This is a genomic window from Actinomadura sp. (genome assembly GCF_044508335.1).
Classification (GTDB): domain Bacteria; phylum Actinomycetota; class Actinomycetes; order Streptosporangiales; family Streptosporangiaceae; genus Spirillospora.
Genome location: NZ_JBIQHY010000021.1, coordinates 62,360 through 80,804 on the forward strand (window position 1 = coordinate 62,360; position 18,445 = coordinate 80,804).

Annotated in this window: 15 protein-coding genes and 1 pseudogene; 12 read left to right on the plus strand and 4 right to left on the minus strand. The window is 69.4% G+C overall.

The genetic code is table 11. The annotated features are described in order from the left end of the window. Positions 1 to 11 precede the first annotated feature (11 nt). The 3 genes from ACIWVC_RS10930 (at position 12) to ACIWVC_RS10940 (ending at position 1,904) form a co-directional block, all read left to right on the plus strand. Positions 12 to 371 carry a hypothetical protein gene (locus ACIWVC_RS10930; RefSeq protein ID WP_396446002.1) on the plus strand — a complete coding sequence of 120 codons (360 nt, stop codon included), beginning with the start codon at positions 12 to 14 and terminating at the stop codon, positions 369 to 371. 788 nt (positions 372 to 1,159) lie between these two features. Next, the gene (locus tag ACIWVC_RS10935; protein ID WP_396446003.1) at positions 1,160 to 1,438 is read left to right on the plus strand and encodes a hypothetical protein; all 279 of its coding nucleotides are present in this window, start codon (positions 1,160 to 1,162) and stop codon (positions 1,436 to 1,438) included. A 46-nt stretch (positions 1,439 to 1,484) separates the two neighbouring features. Next, on the plus strand, positions 1,485 to 1,904 hold the full coding sequence (locus tag ACIWVC_RS10940; RefSeq protein WP_396446004.1) for a hypothetical protein: 420 nt from the start codon (positions 1,485 to 1,487) through the stop codon (positions 1,902 to 1,904). 359 nt (positions 1,905 to 2,263) lie between these two features. Here ACIWVC_RS10940 and ACIWVC_RS10945 read toward each other — a convergent pair whose 3' ends face one another. Then, positions 2,264 to 2,404 carry a hypothetical protein gene (locus ACIWVC_RS10945; RefSeq protein ID WP_396446005.1) on the minus strand — a complete coding sequence of 47 codons (141 nt, stop codon included), beginning with the start codon at positions 2,402 to 2,404 and terminating at the stop codon, positions 2,264 to 2,266. A 396-nt stretch (positions 2,405 to 2,800) separates the two neighbouring features. On the opposite strand from ACIWVC_RS10945, the gene ACIWVC_RS10950 reads away from it, so the two are divergent. The 6 genes from ACIWVC_RS10950 to ACIWVC_RS10975 all read left to right on the plus strand — a co-directional run bounded on the left by ACIWVC_RS10950 (position 2,801) and on the right by ACIWVC_RS10975 (position 11,628). Continuing rightward, positions 2,801 to 4,714, plus strand: a complete 1,914-nt coding sequence (locus ACIWVC_RS10950) for an RHS repeat-associated core domain-containing protein (protein ID WP_396446007.1) — start codon at positions 2,801 to 2,803, stop codon at positions 4,712 to 4,714. A gap of 31 nt (positions 4,715 to 4,745) precedes the next feature. Continuing rightward, positions 4,746 to 5,024: a hypothetical protein gene (locus ACIWVC_RS10955; RefSeq protein ID WP_396446008.1), complete on the plus strand. Its 279-nt coding sequence runs from the start codon at positions 4,746 to 4,748 to the stop codon at positions 5,022 to 5,024. A gap of 573 nt (positions 5,025 to 5,597) precedes the next feature. Next, positions 5,598 to 6,200 (plus strand): hypothetical protein, encoded by a 603-nt coding sequence (locus tag ACIWVC_RS10960; RefSeq protein WP_396446009.1) that lies wholly within the window; start codon positions 5,598 to 5,600, stop codon positions 6,198 to 6,200. 589 nt (positions 6,201 to 6,789) lie between these two features. Beyond that, positions 6,790 to 9,324 (plus strand): ATP-binding protein, encoded by a 2,535-nt coding sequence (locus tag ACIWVC_RS10965; protein WP_396446057.1) that lies wholly within the window; start codon positions 6,790 to 6,792, stop codon positions 9,322 to 9,324. 79 nt (positions 9,325 to 9,403) lie between these two features. Then, entirely contained in the window at positions 9,404 to 11,257 is a 1,854-nt protein-coding gene (locus tag ACIWVC_RS10970) for a hypothetical protein (protein ID WP_396446010.1), read from the plus strand. Between the two features lie 17 nt (positions 11,258 to 11,274). Continuing rightward, on the plus strand, positions 11,275 to 11,628 hold the full coding sequence (locus ACIWVC_RS10975; protein ID WP_396446011.1) for a DUF5955 family protein: 354 nt from the start codon (positions 11,275 to 11,277) through the stop codon (positions 11,626 to 11,628). Between the two features lie 4 nt (positions 11,629 to 11,632). Here the strand turns inward: ACIWVC_RS10975 and ACIWVC_RS10980 are convergent, their stop codons facing one another. Continuing rightward, the gene (locus ACIWVC_RS10980) at positions 11,633 to 12,454 is read right to left on the minus strand and encodes a hypothetical protein (RefSeq protein WP_396446013.1); all 822 of its coding nucleotides are present in this window, start codon (positions 12,452 to 12,454) and stop codon (positions 11,633 to 11,635) included. 176 nt (positions 12,455 to 12,630) lie between these two features. Continuing rightward, positions 12,631 to 14,247 (minus strand): hypothetical protein, encoded by a 1,617-nt coding sequence (locus tag ACIWVC_RS10985; RefSeq protein ID WP_396446014.1) that lies wholly within the window; start codon positions 14,245 to 14,247, stop codon positions 12,631 to 12,633. Positions 14,248 to 14,615: 368 nt separating this feature from the next. Between ACIWVC_RS10985 and ACIWVC_RS10990 the strand changes: the two genes are divergently transcribed. The 3 genes from ACIWVC_RS10990 to ACIWVC_RS11000 are packed head-to-tail and all read left to right on the plus strand — an operon-like array spanning position 14,616 to position 18,075. Then, positions 14,616 to 15,866, plus strand: a complete 1,251-nt coding sequence (locus ACIWVC_RS10990) for a MurT ligase domain-containing protein (protein ID WP_396446015.1) — start codon at positions 14,616 to 14,618, stop codon at positions 15,864 to 15,866. Further along, a complete protein-coding gene (locus tag ACIWVC_RS10995) occupies positions 15,856 to 16,566 on the plus strand; it encodes a type 1 glutamine amidotransferase (RefSeq protein WP_396446016.1) in 711 nt (236 codons plus the stop codon). Before ACIWVC_RS10990 ends, ACIWVC_RS10995 begins: the two co-directional genes overlap by 11 nt. Before the next feature lie 60 nt (positions 16,567 to 16,626). Next, the gene (locus ACIWVC_RS11000; protein ID WP_396446058.1) at positions 16,627 to 18,075 is read left to right on the plus strand and encodes a metallophosphoesterase; all 1,449 of its coding nucleotides are present in this window, start codon (positions 16,627 to 16,629) and stop codon (positions 18,073 to 18,075) included. Between the two features lie 88 nt (positions 18,076 to 18,163). On the opposite strand, the pseudogene ACIWVC_RS11005 reads toward ACIWVC_RS11000, so the two are convergent. Further along, positions 18,164 to 18,445, minus strand: a pseudogene (locus ACIWVC_RS11005) (1,4-beta-xylanase); the annotation flags it as partial.

The following is an 18,445-nucleotide window of genomic DNA, read 5'->3' on the forward strand; positions in this document are numbered from 1 at the left end:
CTGGAGGCGGCATGGCACTGATCGCGGCGATCTCGGCCCTCGCGCTCGTCATCGCGCTCACGCTGAGGGATCGCAAGCTGCTCGGCCACGGCGGCACGGCTGCCGCCGTCATGATGTGGGTGGCGGCCCCGATGGCATTGCTGATCAAGCTCAAGTGGTACGGCTGGTCGGCCGAGAAGACTCTCTGGTCCACTGCGGCACTGCTCATGTGGGTGATCGTATGTGGCACGGGAAGGCCCGGCATCTTGCTCTCAACGCTCTTCATGGATGAGCCTGATGTGCCGCAGAATGTACTCCTGAGATCCTTCATCGGGCAGGCCGTCCTGATAATTGGCATCATCGTATTCGTAGCTGTCGACGCCTTTGCGTAGATGTGAGAGTAGGCCTTCAGCTCTGGCGCAGGGCGTGGCGGCGGGTCGGTGTTAGCGACGGTTCGTCACTTTAATCATTGTTGTTCGCCATGATGTGATCTTTGTGTGTCGGGGCTGGATGATCTGGGTGAGGTTGGGGGCAATTTCGCCTCCTTACCGACCCGGATGCCCCACTGTATAGTGTCGGATCGGGTATCAGCGCGAGTTGAAGTATTCGAGGGCCAAGGGCTGTGCGAAACGCCCCGACGACCTCATCAGCGAATGCCTGCACTACACCGGCGAACGCATCCCTACTCAAGTCGAGACTCCTTCGGCGCACACGACAGGACCCCGCTATCGGACGCGAATCAGGCGCCAGTGGCCATCATCGCCCCTCTCCACCCGAGTCGGACCAAGTGGTTCCGCTCATGCGCACCGCGAATGCCCGCGAGTGGAATGCGGGGTAACCAGGGAAGGGCGGTCGGCTTCTTGGGGACGGCGGCAAGGTCGTCCAGGCGCGCGGAGGCGGTCGAGTCGGCGGCATCGCGTCCGTACGGGCGGGACACGCTAATTGACCTCACACGTACGCTGAATGATGAGGTGTAATGAGTGGGCCAGGGCGATCACGCATCCGGTGCGTCGTTCAAAACGGCGATCGCAGACTTCAAGGAGGCCGCCTTCTCCGGGCATGGTGCAGGGAACCGGCACGGGAGACCTCCCGCGTATTCAGATCCACACGCCTGAGGGTCGGGTTGTAAAAATATTCTGGAGGCGGTGACGTGCGGGTTCCGGCCAGGAACAGGTTACTGATGTCGAAATCGGACATCGCTGCCAGCAGGGTGGCGGGTTCGCATGACGCCCTTTCCTGGGTGTGGGTGATCCCGCTTCCGGCTGGAGGGTTCCGGGTCCGGGCCTTTGAGGTAGGGCGTGATCTGATAGACGCCGACGCCTGCTTCTATGACGATGACATGTCCATCGTGCATGACGAGATCATCCCGTCCATCGACGATATTGATGACTCGATAAGGCGCTCGGGTGTAGATCCGGACGATTTGGATGCGCCATGGAAGTGCGGTTTCCCGGTTTGAAGCTTCCTGTTCTAGACGTTGTTCACGTGACCTACGATGGGCCTGTGTGATGAAAACGGGTGGCCTGCAAGTTCTTGGTCTTCGGATTCCGCCTGCGCTGGAGGTGCTGCTCAGGGAGGATAGGTGGATTCCTCCGGCGGGTGATCAGGTATTCTTGGAGATCTTCGGGGAACGGCCTGAGGATGTTCATTTTTTCGATCTTTCCGAACTGCTGCGCTGTAACGAGCTTTGGCGGGAGCTCGAACCATTTGACATATTCTGGAAACCGGAAGAAGGTGGTAGCCTCGGTATCGACCTCCGGCGTTCGGTTCTAATCGGCGTCCTGGGAACCGACATGCCGTTCGTCTTGGACTATCGGGAGTCGGATATGGTACCGCGGGTGCTTTACCTCGCCAGCTCGGATGGTTTCGCATGGGTACAAGTTGCTTCTGACGTCGACGACCTAATCCGCCGACTCTACGGGTGAAGTCCGTCCGGTCCTACTGAGTGCGTGTTTGAAAGTTGATCTCGGTCGGTGCGTATGTGCGATGTCGTGTGCCGCTTCGTGTAGGTGGCGCGGTGGCTCGGACATCGTGCTGTCCCTCTGGCTGCCCGACGATGAGTGCGCGCTGGTGGAACCGCCGTTGCCCCCGGCCAGCAGTGGGGGCTGGAGCACTCGCGGCGCGGGATCGTAGACGCGGTGCTGTTTGTGGTGCGCCCCGGTCGCGCCTGGCGGCAGTTGCTTGCCGGCTTTCCGCCGTTTGTGTGGAACCTGATCTGATGTGTCAAGCAGGCCGGGTTGGTGTGACGCGGCTGCAGTCTCGGCTGATCTTGTGTCTGTGGATCTCATCGCAACTGTTCGTGAAACCAGTCGCGTTGGCCCAGGTGCTGGAAGCCGAGCGTGATGCGCTGAAGGTGCTGTTGGCCACCAATTCGATGCCTGATCTGGTGGTTGTCGATGGCCGCGGGTATGAGCACGGGGTTCATCGCGCTAGGCCATCCGATGGCGGCCGCGGAACTTGCAACGGTGATGGCCGGCGAAGCAATCACCCCCGGGCTGGACGAGGTAGCTGGGTCTCGTTTCTTCGAGTTGGATGTGGCGGGGCTCGAGGAGCGAACGGGAAATATGTTGTTCGACTTTCACTTTGACCACGGTGCCGGCAAAGACGATTGTCCGGTGCAGGTTTCGGCGAGTCCGATCCGTTCGTGCGTAGGAGTGGAGGGGCAGGACGGGCGGTGGGGCAGGGGCGCTCGCGGGAATGGGGGGCCGCGCGGATCGCAGGGCTGGCGCAGTGCACGGCGGCTGGAGCCGGACGGGCGTAAAGGCGAGCGGCGTCGGCAGCGGGGCAATGGTCGCATGTGACGCGGACCGGCGTAGGGCCCGTGGCGGCCGACGGCAACCGCCTCATCCGCAAGGACCCGGCCGGCTCAACCCTCTACCTGCCTGGCGGCACCGAACTACGCGCCTTGGGCGGCGCATCCACCGCCACCGGCACCCGCTACTACACCTTCGCCGGCCAGACCGTCGCGATGCGCACGTCCGATGGCACCATCACGTACCTGACCGCCGACCATGCCGGAAGCGGCCAGGTCGCCATCAATGCCTCCACACAAGCAGCCACAATCCGTCGCTTCACCCCCTTCGGATCGATCCGTGGCTTTGACGACGACGCCACTTGGCCGAACGACAAGGGCTTCGTCGGTGGCACCCAAGACCCCACCGGTCTGACCCACTTGGGCGCCCGCGAATATGACCCCGACACAGGCCGCTTCATCTCCGTCGATCCGCTCATGGACCAGGCCGACCCGCAGCAGATGAACGGCTACACCTACGCCAACAACAGCCCCATCACCAACAGCGACTCAGACGGGAAAATGTGTCGCCGCATCGACAGGCACACAGAGTGCTTCAACGGTGATGGAGTGGATCGTCGACCCACCAAACACGGCTACTCCGTCTACGACCGCAAGGGCCGATGGGTCGCCTCGACGAGTCCGTGGGGTGTGCTGACCCGCTACGGGACCAGCACCCCGGACTATCCGTCAGGTATGAAGCTCCCGCCTGCACGGATGCCACGAGACGAGCGGCAGATCGCACTGCGCGCCGTTATCAGTCGAATGCTGCCCGTAGCGCGAACCGTTCCCGAACTCCAACGCTATAACCAGGCTAAGAACGCCTTCTGCGCCGAGTTCGTGACCGACAGCATATGCGGTGAGATGGACAGCCCTAGTTGGCACACCCTCCTGGACATCTTCGGCCTGGCTCCGTACATAGGGCCGGCCGCAGACGGTGTAAACGCCATTTACTACGGAGTAGAAGGCAAGCCAGGTGAAGCATCCTTCTCTCTGCTATCCGTGATACCGGTTCTTGGAGACATCGCCGGAGCAGGAAAGGTCGGAGTCAAGGGAGCGAGGGCACTTGAGGCAGCGCGGGCGCTCGCAAGGTGTAGCAGCTTCGTGCCCGGCACCGAAGTGCTCATGGCAGACGGAACAAAGAAGCAAATCCAAGATATCGAGGTCGGCGACGAGGTTCTCGTCACAGATCCTGAGACAGGTGAAACCCAGGTCCAACCTGTCCTTGGCACGATCACCAGCAAGGGCGACAAGAACCTGGTCCGGATCACCGTGGACACCGACGCGCCTGCCTTCGGCTGGATAACCAGCGGAAAGCCCAAGCTCGGCGCCCTCAAGCTCCTCAACCCCAAGAAAGCCAAGAGCGGGCTGCTCATCACCACCGGCAACCACCCCTTCTGGGTCGCCGGTGGCATCAACGCCTGGGTTGATGCCACCGACCTCAAGCCCGGAATGTGGCTCCGCACCAGCGCTGGCACCTACGTCCAGGTAACCACCGCAGAACACCAGCCCGTCGACCATCAGCGCGTCCACAATCTGACCATTGCCAACCCCCACACGTATTATGTGATCGCGGGCGGTGCGCCCACGTTGGTGCACAATGCGGGCGGATGCATTCCGTGGTCCAGCGGTGCGCTTGCGCGCGCTTCTAAGGAGTTGGCCGGAGGTGCTACAAGTATCACAGTGAAGAATCGCTCTGAGGCAGAAGAGTTGTTCCTCCGGACGTATCAGGGGGCCGGTTATAGGAACACGTCAGGAATGAGTGGCGCCACTGTGAGAAGGGAGTATGAGCAAGGGAAGCGTGGAACATACCACTGGGATGATAGTATCGGGCCTGACGGGCGCGTGGCCGGACACGGTGCAGGGAACCGACACGGCGACCTCCCACACATTCAAATCCACACGCTTGAGGGTCCGATTGTAAGAATATTCTGGAGGCCGTGACGTGCGGATTCAGGCTAGGAACAGGCTACTGATGTCGAAATCAGACATCGCTGCCAGCAGGGTAGCGAGTTCGCGTGACGCCCTTTCCTGGGTGTGGGTGATCCCACTTCCGGCCGGCGGATTCCGGGTCCGAGCCTTTGAGGTGGGGCGTGACGTCATAGAAGCCGACGCCTGCTTTTATGACGACGACATGTCCATCGTGCATGACGAGATCCTCTCGTCCATCGACGATATTGACGACTCGGTAAGGCGCTCGGGTGTCGATCCCGACGATTTGGATGCGCCATGGAAGTGCGATTTCCCGCTTTGAAGCTCGCTGTTCTAGACGTTGTTCACGCGACCTACAATGGGGCCGTGTGATGGAAATGGCTGGTTTTCACGTTCTTGGTCATCGCCCTCACGCTGAGGGACAACCAGCTGCTCGGCCCCGGCGGTACGGGCGCCGCCGTCATGATGTGGGTGGCGGCCCCAGTGGTATTGCTGATCAAGCTCAAATGGTAGGGCTGGTCGGCCGAGAAGACTCTCTGGTCCACTGCGGCACTGTTCATGCGGGTGATCGTATGTGGCACGGGAAGGCCCGGCATCCTGCTCTCAACACTTTTCATGGATGAGCCTGATGCGCCGCAGCGTGTACTCCTGGGATGCTTCATCGGGCAGGCCGTCCTGATAATTGGCATCATCGTATTCGTAGCTGTCGACGCCTTTGCGTAAGACAGCCGAGAATCAGGTGTGAGTGGGCATTCAGCTCTGGCGCAGGGCGTGGCGGTGGGTCGGTGTTAGTGACGGTTCGTCACTTTGATCATGGTTGTTTATCATGATGTGATCTTGGTGTGTCGGGGCTGGAGGAGTTGTCGCGTGAGGAGCCGATCGCTCTGGCGCGGGCTTGGCCGCCGAGAACGCGAAAGTGGGTGCGTTGGTAATGCGGTGGCTCGAACCGAAGAATCTGAATGCCGGCGCCCCGACTTCTTCCGTTTCGGTCCATCTTGACCGACTTGCGCAGGAAGTCATCCGGGAAGGCTGGAAGGCCGTCCCGCGCTACGACGGCTCGTGCCCGCTTCTGCGCGTGTTCGACCCGGCCGTCCCGGACTTCGGTGAGAGCATCACTCTCGTCCCCGGAACGACGTCCGACATCTGGTGGTACTGGTCGAGCACCGGCGAGGACCTGGCTCCGCACACCAAGCCCATGCGCGCGGCCGAGCGGATCACCCGCATTCTTGTTCCGTACGTGACGGCCGCCCTTGCGGCGCAGAGCCACCAGCGGGAGACGGCGGGCGAACCGCGTCCCGCGCCCCGGCCTCACCCCGACCAGCCCTACGCGGCGACGGTCGCCGACTTGCAGGACCGCTCCGGAGTCATCTGCTGGTGGGGCACCCACACCGAGAAGTGGTGGGCCACTCATCCCCGGCGGGACGCGGTGGAGGATCGTCAACGCCCCGACCCGGAAACCCTCATCCAGACCATCTTCAAGGCCCGCTTCCGTCGCTGACCCTCAAACCGCCGCGCGGCCGGGGCGGCCACCCGTCCCCGCCGCGCGGTCGATACTTCGGCCTCTTCTTGACGGTGCATTGGCGCGGGGCGCGGGGGCGCGTCAGGATGCTGGGGTGACTTTGCCGCCTGGTTCGTCGTCGCCTGCTGTGCCGCCCTATCGAGGGGGGACCGGGTTTCCGCCAGGGGTCGGCCGTGGTGGGGAGCGGTTCGTGCTGCCGGGGCCCTGGTATCGGATCCAGGCCGTGCCGGCGCCGCAGCGGGAGGCGTCCGCCGAGTGGGACTTCGTGAGCGTGCTGCCTGCGGCGTTGTCGGCGGCGCGATTGCGGCGGCCGTTCGTTGTGGGGTGGTTGTCGGCGGGCTCCGGCGCGCCGCTGCAGCTGATCACCAATGCTGGGCCCATCGGGACGCCGGAGGCGAACGCCGAGACACATGGGTTGCTGTTTCCCAGTGGTGGGCGTGGGGTGCCGATTGGGGACGGGTGGTTGCGGCACGCCGAGCGAATGGTGTGGACGCGGTGTCCCGGGCGGTTGGCGCCGCAGGGGGCCGGAGGTGGGCCAGGGCTGTTCGAGGCCACGCTCGTCACGTTGATGGAGCGGCCCTTCGGGTGGTTCGTGGTCGCGGATCCGTGTGATGAGCGGCTGATCGATGACGAGGTGCGGGAACTGCAGCACGAGCTTCGGATGCTGCGGCGGGGGGAGGACGAGCAGTCGAGGCTGGCCGTCTCCCGGGCGGATCAGCGGCTTGCCGAGTTGGACGCGTTCCGTGAGGCGGGGCTTTGGCAGGTCCGGGTTGTCGCCGGTGCCGCCTCGCAGGATGAGCTTGGGCAGATCGCTCCTGTGCTCGTCGGGTCGATGGAGCTGGGGCACCATCCGTATCGGCTGCGGTCGGGGCAGGGGAGCGGGTCGTTCAGCGAGATGCTCAGCCCCGGGGCGGAGCCGGCGCCGGTACGGCCGATGGGGGAGTCGGAGCAGCGGTTCCCGTTCGTCGCGACGGCGGGGGCGCTCGCGGCGCTGGCCGGGCTGCCGCGCAGAGAGGTGCCGGGGCTGCGCGTGCTGGAGGCCGGGTACTTCGACGTCACCTCCGAGACCACACCGCAGACGGGTGAACCGCAGATCGAGCTGGGCGCCATCCTCGACGGGCAGGACCGGGAGGTCGGGCGGTTCACCGTGCCCCGCTCGACCATCAACCGGCACGTGTTCGTCACCGGGGCGACGGGCGCCGGCAAGTCGCAGACCGTCCGGCATCTGCTGGAGCAGCTGACCCGCGCGGGCATCCCGTGGCTGGCGATCGAGCCCGCCAAGTCGGAGTACGCGGCGATGGCGGGGCGCATCCGGGATCTGGGCGGCCCGGTGACTGTGGTGAACCCGTCTGATCCGGATTCGGTGCCGCTGTCGGTGAATCCGCTGGCGCCCGAGCCCGGGTACCCGGTGCAGGCGCATATCGACATGGTGCGGGCGCTGTTCCAGGCCGCGTTCGACGCCGAGGAGCCGTTCCCGCAGATCATGGCGCAGGCCCTCCAGCGGGTCTACGAGAACAACGGGTGGGACGTGGTGACGGGCGCGGGCGTGCCCGGGTCGCTGATCGAGCCCGCGGTTCCGACGCTGGAGCAGCTCCAGAACGCGGCGCTCCAAGTCATCCAGGACGTCGGGTACGGGCGCGAGCTGATGGCCGACGTGCAAGGGTTCGTCGACGTCCGGCTGCGGTCGCTGCGCATCGGGTCCGCGGGACGGTTCTTCGAGGGTGGGCACCCGGCCGACATCGGCGGGATGCTCCGCGACAACATCGTGCTCGCCATCGAGGACGTCGCCAACGACGAGGACAAGGCGTTCCTCATGGGGACGCTCATCATCCGCGTCGTCGAGCATCTGCGGATGCGCGAGCGTAAGCGCGACCGGGCGGCGGGGTCCGCGCTGCGGCACGTCATCGTCATCGAGGAGGCGCACCGGCTGCTCCGCAACCGCGGCCCCGAACGCGGCAGTTCGCACGCGGTCGAGCTGTTCGCCGGGCTGCTCGCGGAGATCCGCGCGTACGGCGAGGGCATCATCGTCGCCGAGCAGATCCCGACGAAACTCGTCCCGGACGTCATCAAGAACACCGCGCTGAAGGTCGTGCACCGGCTGCCCGCCTACGACGACCGGCACCAGGTCGGCGCGGCGATGAACCTGGACGACGACCAGTCCCGCGAGGTGGTGTCGCTGCGCCCCGGCGTCGCGGCCGTGTTCGCGGACGGCATGGACCGGCCGCTGCGGGTCCGGGTGCCGCTGGGGGAGGGGCGCGAGGCGGAGCTGCCCGGCCCGCCGCCGCCCGTGGACGGGCGCCGGTCCGCCGCCTGCGGCTGCGAATGCCGGTCGGGACGCGCGTGCACGCTGTTCGAGCTGCGCGAGGCCGACCTCATCGCCGGCGGCCCCGACTGGGCGTGGCTGCGGCTGTGGGCCGACACGCTGGTCCTGGCGCACGTCGTGAACCGGCCGCTGCCCGCCGTGCCGCCCGAGCTGGCGCGGGCCTGGTCGCGGCTGGCGCCGCGGCTCCGCGAGTGCGCGCTCGCGACCGTCCTCGAACGGGCCGTGACGCGGCGGTCCCGGTCGCTGCGCGCCGCGTACCCGCCGTCCGACCTGACCGCCGCGGTCGCGGACGTCGCCGGGCGCCTGCTCGGCGGCGCGGCGCCCGGCGGCGCGCCCGGCCCGCAGTGGATGATCCCGCAGGTCAAATGGCTGCACGAGCTCGACCGCCTGTTCCCCTACGGCGGCGGCGTCCCCGACAAGCACACGGTCGCGCCGCCGCTCGACTACCCGCTGCCCGGCCTCAAGCAGCCGCCGGACGCCAAGCTCGGCCACCGCCTGCGCGCCCTGCGCCGCCACCCGCTGTCGATGGAACTGGCCCGCAACCGCCCCATCGCGCTCACCGCCCTCTACGGCGACGACGACCAGTCCGGCTTCTACCAGGACCTCGCCGTCGTCGCGCTCGGCTTCGAGGAGGACGAGCAGATCGACCACGTCGCCGCGACGATGCGCGTCACCGAATGGCTCGAACCCGTCCTGAGCTGGTTCGACCGCTTCGTCGAACCCTTCGAGGACCCGTCCAAGGGACTCCCCTTCCTCGGCCGGCCCGGCGACCCCGAGTGACGTGACCGGCTGTGGCCATACGGCCACGGATCGGCGCTAATTCACGTAATGGCGACATGATCAGGATAATTTCGTCGCCATGACCGTGGAGCAGGCGACGACCGGCGCCGCGCCGTTCTTCTACCACGCGCAGCCGGTCGCCGAGACGTCCCGGCAGCCGATGCAGAACACCACCCGGTACCTGTGCGCCGCCGTGTACCTGGACAAGCGCATCGGCGACCGCGTCATCGCCGAGTTCCTCGACGACGAGAACCGCGCCGTCGCCCCGTCCTACGGGTTCGACGTGGAGCCGGTGCTGCTGCACGCGCTGCGGGCGCGCCGCTACCGGCTCGTCCGCGACCTGGTGCTCTGCGGCGTCTGGCTGGGTTCGCTCATTTTCCTGCCGGCCCTCACCATCGCCTACTTCTACCTCCTGGCGGTGCTGGCCGGCTTCACCGCGGTCCCGTGGCGGCAGCTCACCTGGGGGTGGCGGCTGGTCGCCGGGTCGGCCGGGGCCGTCCTGTTCGCCTGGATGGTCTTCGGCGTCGTGTACGCGACCAGGACCGCGCAGGTGATCGACAGCTCCGGCTACACCCCCTACGAGCAGGAGGAGAGCAAGGGGCCGCTGGAGATGCTCCAGACGGACCTCGCCTTCCCCAGCCTCATCCTGCTCACCATGGCGCTGGGGCTGACGGTCGTCGCCCACCTCGCCGTCGTCCACGGCGTCCTGGCGCGCGACCTCGCGCCCGGTGCCGCCGGGCCGCCGCCGCGCACGTTCAGCGACCGCGTGACGCGGGTGCTCGCCCGGATCCGGTCCGCGCAGCGCGGCAACGTGACCCTGCACTCGGGGACGAACCCGTTCATCGGCGCGGGCGACCTCTCCTCCCCCTGGGCGCGCGCCTGGTCGATCGTGCTGGAACTCGACCGTCCCGCCGCCGGGCCGGCCGACCTCCGCAAGGGCGGCGACGCCGAACCGCCCTCGGTCGACCCGATGGTGATGCACCTTCGGGTGCGCGACCGGCTGCACGCCATGCGGGACGAGCGGCCGCCCGGCGAGCCCGCCGCCGACCCGCTGCCGCCGAACGAGCGGATCACCGCGCTCCTCACCGGCATGCACATCGCCGCGCGCGGGGAGAGCGTCCGGCGGACCCGCCCGCCCGGCCCCGCGGACGCCGTCACGATGCCGCCGCACCCGCTGATCGACCCGGCGACCGGATACCCCTTCTCCATGGCCTCCCCGGACGCCGCCGAGGCGCTCATCCGGCACCCGCAGTCGCACATCCGCTGCTTCCAGCGCGTCACCGTCGGCGCCCACGGCCGGGCCGCCATCGGACGGGACGGGCGGATCGTCGCGCCCGCCGAGGAGCAGGACATCTCCCTCACCGCCTTCGTGTACCTGGCGGTCGAGGGCCGGATGCTGTACGGGCACTTCGCCGCGACCGTCCTGCCGCCGGTCCGGCGGGAGTTCCGCGTCGTGGACTTGGCGCCCACCTGGGGCACCGGAGGCCAGGTACTCCGCGCGTTCGTCCACGGCCGGCGCGGCCTGCTGCGCGCCATGGTGCTGCCGCAGGTCCGGGTGGTCGCGACCGGCTGGGCGGTGCTGCGCAGCCTGTTCGCGGCGGCGGCCGCGCACACCTCCGCGCAGCGGCTGGTGCACGACTACGGCGCGCGGATCAGCATCCGGGAGCTGTGCGCCGCCGACGAGTTCGACACCTACGTCCAGGAGATGGACGCCGACAAGTACACGCGGCTGATCGAGTGGCGCGTCAACGAGGCGCTGCTCGACTACCTGGGCGACGAGTGCGGGCTGGACGTGTCGGCGTACCGGTCCCAGGCCGGCGTCATCATGAACGAGGGCGTCATCATGACCGGCGGCACCGTCAACGGGCAGGTCGCCGGGGGGCGGCGCGTCGAGCAGCGGCAGCAGGGCGGTTCACGCCGCATCAACCCATGACCCATCCGGAGGCGCGAATGAGCGGGCACGGTGACCGGGGCATCAGGATCGGCGGCAACGCCAACGTCTCCGGGCAGATCGCGACGGGCGACAACGTGACGCAGAACCAGCAGATCGACGCCGGGCCGCCGAGTGACGTCGCGGACGCCCTCGCCCGTCTGGAGCGGCTGCTGGAGGCGCATGCCGGCGACCTCGACGAGCCCGCGCGGGCGCGCCGCGACCTCGCCGACGTCCGCGAGGAGGCCGGCTCCGACGACCCCGACACCGAGCGCATGGAGGGCGCGCTCGCGCGGCTCGGCCGCCGCGTCGCCGGTGTGGCGGTGCTGGCCGAGGCCGTCCGGGCGCTCGGCGCGGCCCTCGGGGTCGGGTGAGCCGTCAGATGTCGCTCTCGGTGCGGGACGGCAGGCCGGCCCGCTCGGCGATCGGCGTCCAGTAGCCGATGAACTCGCCCTTGGCGTTGCTGGCGCGCGAGTTGACGTCCGAGACCTCCTCGTCGGACGGGCAGCCGGGCGCGACGTCCAGGTAGCGCTGGTTCGACTCGGTCGACGCCTCCAGCGCGCGGACGAGCGCGTCCTTCATCTCGGCGCCGTTGTCGAGCGCGCTCACGTCCAGCTCGCGCGCCTTCTCCAGCTGGCCGCGGCGCTGGTCCAGGATGCGCTGCAGGCCGTCGACCGGGCAGCCCTCCTCGACGACCCCGCCGAGGGCCGAACGGGTGCCGCCCATCTCGTCCAGCAGCGTGTTCACCGCCCCGGCCTGCGCGTCGAAGTCGCCGGTGTCCCCGGTCTCCTCGGTGCCCCCGGTCTCGGACATCGCACCGCTCGGCGCCGCGGACGGCTGCACCGCCGCCGGCGACGCCTCCGGGCTTCCCGACCCGCTCGGCCAGAACACGATCCCGAGCGCCACCCCGATGAGCAGGACGGCGCCGGCCGCGGCCAGGAAGTACGGGAGCCTGCTCTTGCGCGGCGGCGCCGGAGGCTGCCAGATCGCCGGCTCCGCCCACGGCTCGGGGGAGAGCGGGATCGACCTCTCCTCCGACGGCGGCATCGGCGTCGTGTAGTCGGCCGCCGGCTCCCACGGGGTGGGGGCCTGCCCGGCCCAGGGCGGCGGCAGCGGTTCGCGGGGGACGGGCACGTCCGCGCCTTGCGGGTCGCGGGCCGTCGCGTCGCCGTCCGGCGGCAGCGGCGCGTTGCACCGCATGCATGCGGGCGAGGACGACGACGTGTCGGTCCCGCAGTTCGGACACCGCATGACGGCCCCCTGCCCCCGTGAGTTCGAACGGTCACAACATAACGCGCGACCGCGCGGCTACGGGTGGTGCGCAAGGGTGGAAACCCGGCCGTATTCGGCCTTCACCCCCGCTTCTGCTCCCGCCGCTACACCCGCTTCCAGCTGCGCTGCGGCTGGTCGGTCTTCTTCGCGACGGGGTTCCACAGGACGACGAACTGCTTCTTCGCCGACGTCGCCCGCCGCTCCTGCGCCGCGCGGCCCGGCACCTGGGCGGCGCTCGGCTTCGGCTTGCCGTGGCAGTTGCGCTGGTTCGCCTGCGCCCACCGCAGCAGCACCATGTCGACCTGCAGCGACGCCGTCAGCGCCTCGGACAGCGTGCCGCGCAGCTGCTCGCCCTTCGCGAGCTTGTCGACCTTGAGCTCCTTGGTGCGGCGCAGCTGGTTCTGGCGGCGCTGCGCGACCGTCTGGAACCCCTGGATCGCCTTCGGCAGCGTCTTGCACTTGCCGGCCCGGCCGAGCGCCCCGGCGAGGATCCGGCGGGTGTCGACGCTGTCGTCGAGGATCTTGTTCAGGACCTCGGCCTGCTGCTTGGTCTCCGGCGGGATCGCGTTCTTCTGCGCGACCTGCTTGCTGGACGGCGTCGCGGTCGGCTGCGTGCCAGCCGACGAGTCGTCACCGGACGGCCACGCGACGAACACCACGGCGCCGACGGCGACGGTGACGAGCGCGGTGACCGCGGCGACGAGCGGCTTGCTCGTCCCGCCGCCCTTCGGGCCCTGCTGCGGCGGCGGGAAGCCGCCGTACCCGGGGCCGCCGGGCCCCATCGCGCCCATGGGGGCCGCCATGCCGGGCTGCCCCATCGGCGCGCCCATCGGCGTGCCCATCGGCGTGCCCATCGGCGGGGCGCCCATGGGGGAGCCGGGGTCCATGCGCGTCTGGTCGAAGTCGCCGCCGAATCCCTGGGCACCGCCGCCGAATCCCTGGGCACCGGGGTTCATCGGGCCGGGGGCGAGCTGCGTCGCGTCCATGTCGGACGCGGCGGCGGGCAGCGCCGGCGGCATCCCGCCCTGCACGGCGGGCGGCTGGGCGGCGCCGCCCTGCTGCCCCCACACCTGGGTGGCGTCCGCGTCCGCGCCCTCCGGCTTGCGCGGCTGCGCGAACCACGACTCCGGGACGATCGACTCCGCCGGCGCGGGCTGCTCGGCGAGGCCGAACGGGTTGGCCGGGGCGTCCCCGGCGGCGGGCAGCGCGGGCTTCTCGTCCGCGGGCTGCGCGTTGCCCCAGGCGGGCGGCGGCGGGACGGTGCCGTAGGCGCCCGAGTCCTCGTCCGGGTTGAACGTCCAGGCCGCGGTGTCCTCGGGGTCGACGGGCCGCAGCGGGGACGCCGGCGTCGCCGCCTGCGGCTCGGCCGACAGCTGCAGCGGCGGCTGCGCCGGGGGCTCGGGCGCCGTGGACGAGGGGCCCTGCGCCGGCGGCTGGGGCGCGGTCGGGGACGCCGGCTGCCGGGGCGGCATCGCGAGGTCCGGCGCCGCGGGCTGCTGCGCGCCCGAGGCCCAGGAGGGCGTGGGCGGCGGCACCATCATCGTCCGGTCGCCGAGGGCGTCGGCGGTCCCCGTGCCCGGGGAGGAGCCCGGGGAGGAGTCGGCGACGGGCGCCGCCAGCGGGACGGAGGGCCCGACCGAGTACACGTCGATGGGCGCCGCGCAGTGCGAACACTTGCCCAGCGTCCCGGGCGTGTCATTACCGCACGTCGGACACTGCATCGCTCAGACCTCGCCTTATCGCCGCTTTGCCACGCCTTGCGGTCCTGGCCCGCCGGCCGGGACGGGCACCGCCTCCCCGCGAACCAGCAGGGCTCCCGACAAAAGTAGTGGGTGCCGCCGTTCTCGGATGCGTGGACGGAAATCTGGCACACCGCAGTCGGAGGTCGCACCGAATCACGACATGTCGGTACAGGTCAAGATTGCCGCGGGCGGTTTACCTGACCGGCTGTGATGATGCTCACATTGTGCACCCTCGCGGCCGGGTACGTCCCCGAACCCGCCGGTGCGCCCCGCAACGCGCCCGGAGCGGTGCCCTCAGCGGCTAGGCTCGGAGCGGTTTCCCGGCGCATCCAGAGAAGACGGAGTCCATGAGCGATCTTCCGCTGCGTTCGCAGCTGGCCGTCGCGCTCGGTCGTACGGCCGCCAAGATGTCCCGAATGGCGGGCCGCGGGGACGGCTCGGTGATCGGCGGGCGGGTCGGCCTCCGGCTCGATCCCGAGCTGCTGACCAGGCTCGCCAAGGACCGCAAGCTCGTCCTCGTCAGCGCCACCAACGGCAAGACGACGACGACCCGGCTGATCACCTCGGCGATGACGCCGCTCGGGGAGGTCGCCACGAACGCGTTCGGCGCGAACATGCCGACCGGGCACGTGTCCGCGCTCGCGTCGGCGCCGTCCGCCCGCTACGGCGTGCTGGAGTGCGACGAGAAGTACGTCCCGATGGTCCTGAAGGAGACCGGGGCGAACGTCGTCGCGCTGATGAACCTGAGCCGCGACCAGATGGACCGCGCCGCCGAGATCTGGCTGCTGGCCGGCAAGTGGCGCCGCGCCCTGGAGGCGTCCCCCACCAGCCACGTCGTCGCCAACTGCGACGACCCCCTCGTCACCTGGGGCGCGTCCACCGCCAAGAGCGTCACGTGGGTCGCCGCCGGGCAGCACTGGCGCGAGGACTCCTGGTGCTGCCCCGAGTGCGGCGGCCCCCTCGACCGGCAGGACACCGACGAGGACAGCGACTGGGCCTGCCGCCAGTGCCACTTCCGCCGCCCCCGCCCCGACTGGACGCTGAAGGGCGAGGTGGTCACCGCCCCCGACGGCCGGACGTTCCCGCTCACCGGGCTGTCCCTGCCGGGCCGCGCGAACCGCTCGAACGCGCTCATCGCGCTGGCGGTCGTCGCGCAGTTCGGCGTCCCGCCCGAGCAGGCCCTCCCGCTGCTGTCGCAGGTCACGTCCGTGGCCGGCCGGTACACGACGGTCGAGCACGAGGGGCGCTCGATCCGGCTGCTGCTGTCGAAGAACCCGGCCGGCTGGCTGGAGGCGTTCGACGTCCTGCGGCCCGCGCCGGGCCCGGTCGCGCTGTCGATCAACGCGCAGGGGCCGGACGGCCGCGACACGTCCTGGCTGTGGGACGTCGACTACCGCATCCTGCGGGGCCGCCCCGTCTGGGTGACCGGCGAGCGCCGCATCGACCTCGCGGCCCGGCTGGAGGCCGCCGAGGTGACCTTCACCGTCGTGGACGACATCGACCAGGCGGTCATGGCCGTCCCGCCCGGGCACCTCGACGTGATCGCCAACTACACCGCCTTCCAGAACATCCGAACGAGGTACGGCCGTGTCGTCTGACCGAATCAAGATCGTCTGGATCTACCCGGACCTGCTCAGCACCTACGGCGACCAGGGCAACACGATCGTCCTGGAGCGGCGGGCGTCGCTGCGCGGCATCCCGACCGAGACCGTGCACCTGCGCTCGGACGAGCCCGTCCCCGCCGACGGCGACATCTACCTGCTCGGCGGCGGCGAGGACCGGCCGCAGATCCTCGCGGCGCAGCGGCTGCGGGGCGACGGGGGCCTCGCCCGCGCCGTCCAGTCGGGCGCGGTCGTGTTCGCGGTCTGCGCCGGCTACCAGCTGCTCGGCCACGAGTTCGGCGGCGAGGAGGGCCAGCCGGTCGCGGGCCTCGGCCTGCTCGACATCACCTCCGGACGCGGCGAGCAGCGCGCCGTCGGCGAGATCGTCGGCGACGTGGCGGCCGAGCTGAACGTGCCCCGGATCACCGGCTTCGAGAACCACCAGGGCGTGACGCGGCTCGGCCCGAACGCGCGCCCGTTCGCGAAGGTCGTGCACGGCATCGGCAACGGCGACGGGTTCGAGGGCGCCTACAGCGGGCGCGTCCTCGGCACCTACATGCACGGGCCCGCGCTGGTCCGCAACCCGGGCCTCGCCGACCTGCTGCTGCGCTGGGCGGTCGGGAGCGAGCTGCAGCCGCTGGACGACTCCTGGGCCGGCCGCCTCCGCGAGGAGCGCCTGAAGGCCGTCGTCGGCTGAGCCGCCGGCGGGCCACTTTGGGCCTGTTCGGACGGCCGCCGCGGTGCCACCGTGGCGATCATGATCTGCTGCCGGCCGAGCCGCCGAGCCCTCCTGCGCTGGAGCGCCATCGTCGCGGGCGGGTCGTTCCTTCCCGCGGCCCTTCCCGCGGCGGAGGCCGCTTCCGCCGACGCCGCGGCGAACGTCCAACCGGTGAACCTCGAACTGGTCACCGTCACCGAGACGACCGCCGTCCTGACCTGGTACACGGGCGTGCCGGGGACGGACGACGGGCTGGGCCGCATGGTGCCCGCCCCGTCCGACGCCGAGGTGCTCTACGGCACGCACCCTTCCCGGCTGACGTCCGTGGCGCACGGGCCGCCGGGGACCCCGTACCACTACGTCGAGCTGACCGGGCTGGAACCGGGCCGCACGTACTACTACAGGGCGCGTTCGGCGGGGCGTCCGGCGACGCCGACCTGGCTGGCGTTCGGCTCGGCGGCGGGCCGCCCCGAAGGGGACGTGTTCGCGTTCACGACCCCGCAGCCGCCGCCGGGCCGCCACCTCTTCTCCGTCGCCCTGTGCAATGACCTGCACCTCGGGGAAACGGTCGCGGGTCTCGTAGGGCAGCTTCCGTGGATCAAAGGCATTGAGCAGGTGCCGGGCCATCCGCCCTATCCGGAAGTGATGGCGAAAGCGCTGATAGCGGATGCCCGCAGCCGGGGCGCGTCATATCTCCTGGCCGCCGGAGACGTCTCCAGCGAGGCGGCCCCGATCGACCTCCAGAACGCCAAGAGCATCCTCGACACGTTCGGCGCCCTGGGCACCGACTATCTGGTGGCGCGCGGGAACCATGACCGCGCCCACTCGGGAGCGCCTTACGCGTCCTGCAGCGCCGGTGAGCAGCAGGGGAACGACTGCTTCAAGGACGCCTTCTTCCCGTCCGGCCGCACGTACTTCACGCACGACCTGCACGGGCTTCGCGTCATCGGCCTGGACACCTACGACAAGCCGGGCGACGGCGGCGACTCCGGGGGCCTTTCCGCGGACCAGCAGGCGTGGTTCGAATCGGAGCTGGCGAAGGACCCCGACCGGCCCACCATCGTCTTCGGCCACCACCCGCTCTTCACGGAGAACGACCCGCTCGCCATTACCGGGGCGCACTCTCTGGACGCGGGCCAATCCCTGCGGATCCTCGCCGCCTACAACCGCACACCCGGCGTCTTCCTGCACCATGCCGGCCACACGCACCGCAACCAGCGCTCGACGTTCCCGCTCGCGCCCCGGGTCGTCCAGCAGGAGGTAGGGGCGGTCAAGGAATACCCGGGCGGTTTCACACTTCTCCGCGTCCACACGGGCGGGTACGCGCTCAATTTCTACAAGACGCGCAGCGAAGAAGCGCGGGCCTGGAGCGAACGCAGCCGCCAGGAACTCGCCGGGCAATGGCCGCAGCTCTCCCTGGGGAACCGTCCGACCGACCGCAACACGGTCGTCACCCGCGACCTCTCCGGCTTGACCTCTCCGGCTTGACCTCTCCGGCCTGACTTCGCCGGCCTGACTTTCCGATGAGGGTGTGGCGCGGCGGCCGGAGCCGCCGCGCCACGGGAGGGTGCGCTGGTCAGGCGCTGCAGGAGACCGTCGGCCACGTCCAGTTGCCGTTGGCCATGATGGTGACGCCGAAGTTGTTGCCGTTGCCGTTCGGCCGCGCGGTCATGATCTGGCCGCTGGAGTCCCAGGTGGGGCTGATGTTCCAGGTGGCGCTGATCTTCTCGGGGTACGGTACGTTCATCGTCACGGTCCAGTTGTTGGAGCCGGACACCGAGACGTTGAGGTTGTACCGGTCGCCCCACTGCTGGCCGGCGGACAGCGTCGCGGTGCAGCCGCCACCGCCACCGCCGCC

Bases quoted from the DNA above. Each gene is read 5' to 3' on its own strand.
- ACIWVC_RS10930 (WP_396446002.1), top strand. From the start codon at position 12: ATGGCACTGATCGCGGCGATCTCGGCCCTCGCGCTCGTCATCGCGCTC.
- ACIWVC_RS10935 (WP_396446003.1), top strand. From the start codon at position 1,160: ATGTCGAAATCGGACATCGCTGCCAGCAGGGTGGCGGGTTCGCATGAC.
- ACIWVC_RS10945 (WP_396446005.1), bottom strand. From the start codon at position 2,404: ATGAACCCCGTGCTCATACCCGCGGCCATCGACAACCACCAGATCAGG.
- ACIWVC_RS10955 (WP_396446008.1), top strand. From the start codon at position 4,746: ATGTCGAAATCAGACATCGCTGCCAGCAGGGTAGCGAGTTCGCGTGAC.
- ACIWVC_RS10965 (WP_396446057.1), top strand. From the start codon at position 6,790: ATGGAGCGGCCCTTCGGGTGGTTCGTGGTCGCGGATCCGTGTGATGAG.
- ACIWVC_RS10970 (WP_396446010.1), top strand. From the start codon at position 9,404: ATGACCGTGGAGCAGGCGACGACCGGCGCCGCGCCGTTCTTCTACCAC.
- ACIWVC_RS10975 (WP_396446011.1), top strand. From the start codon at position 11,275: ATGAGCGGGCACGGTGACCGGGGCATCAGGATCGGCGGCAACGCCAAC.
- ACIWVC_RS10980 (WP_396446013.1), bottom strand. From the start codon at position 12,454: ATGCGGTGCAACGCGCCGCTGCCGCCGGACGGCGACGCGACGGCCCGC.
- ACIWVC_RS10985 (WP_396446014.1), bottom strand. From the start codon at position 14,247: ATGCAGTGTCCGACGTGCGGTAATGACACGCCCGGGACGCTGGGCAAG.
- ACIWVC_RS10990 (WP_396446015.1), top strand. From the start codon at position 14,616: ATGAGCGATCTTCCGCTGCGTTCGCAGCTGGCCGTCGCGCTCGGTCGT.
- ACIWVC_RS11000 (WP_396446058.1), top strand. From the start codon at position 16,627: ATGATCTGCTGCCGGCCGAGCCGCCGAGCCCTCCTGCGCTGGAGCGCC.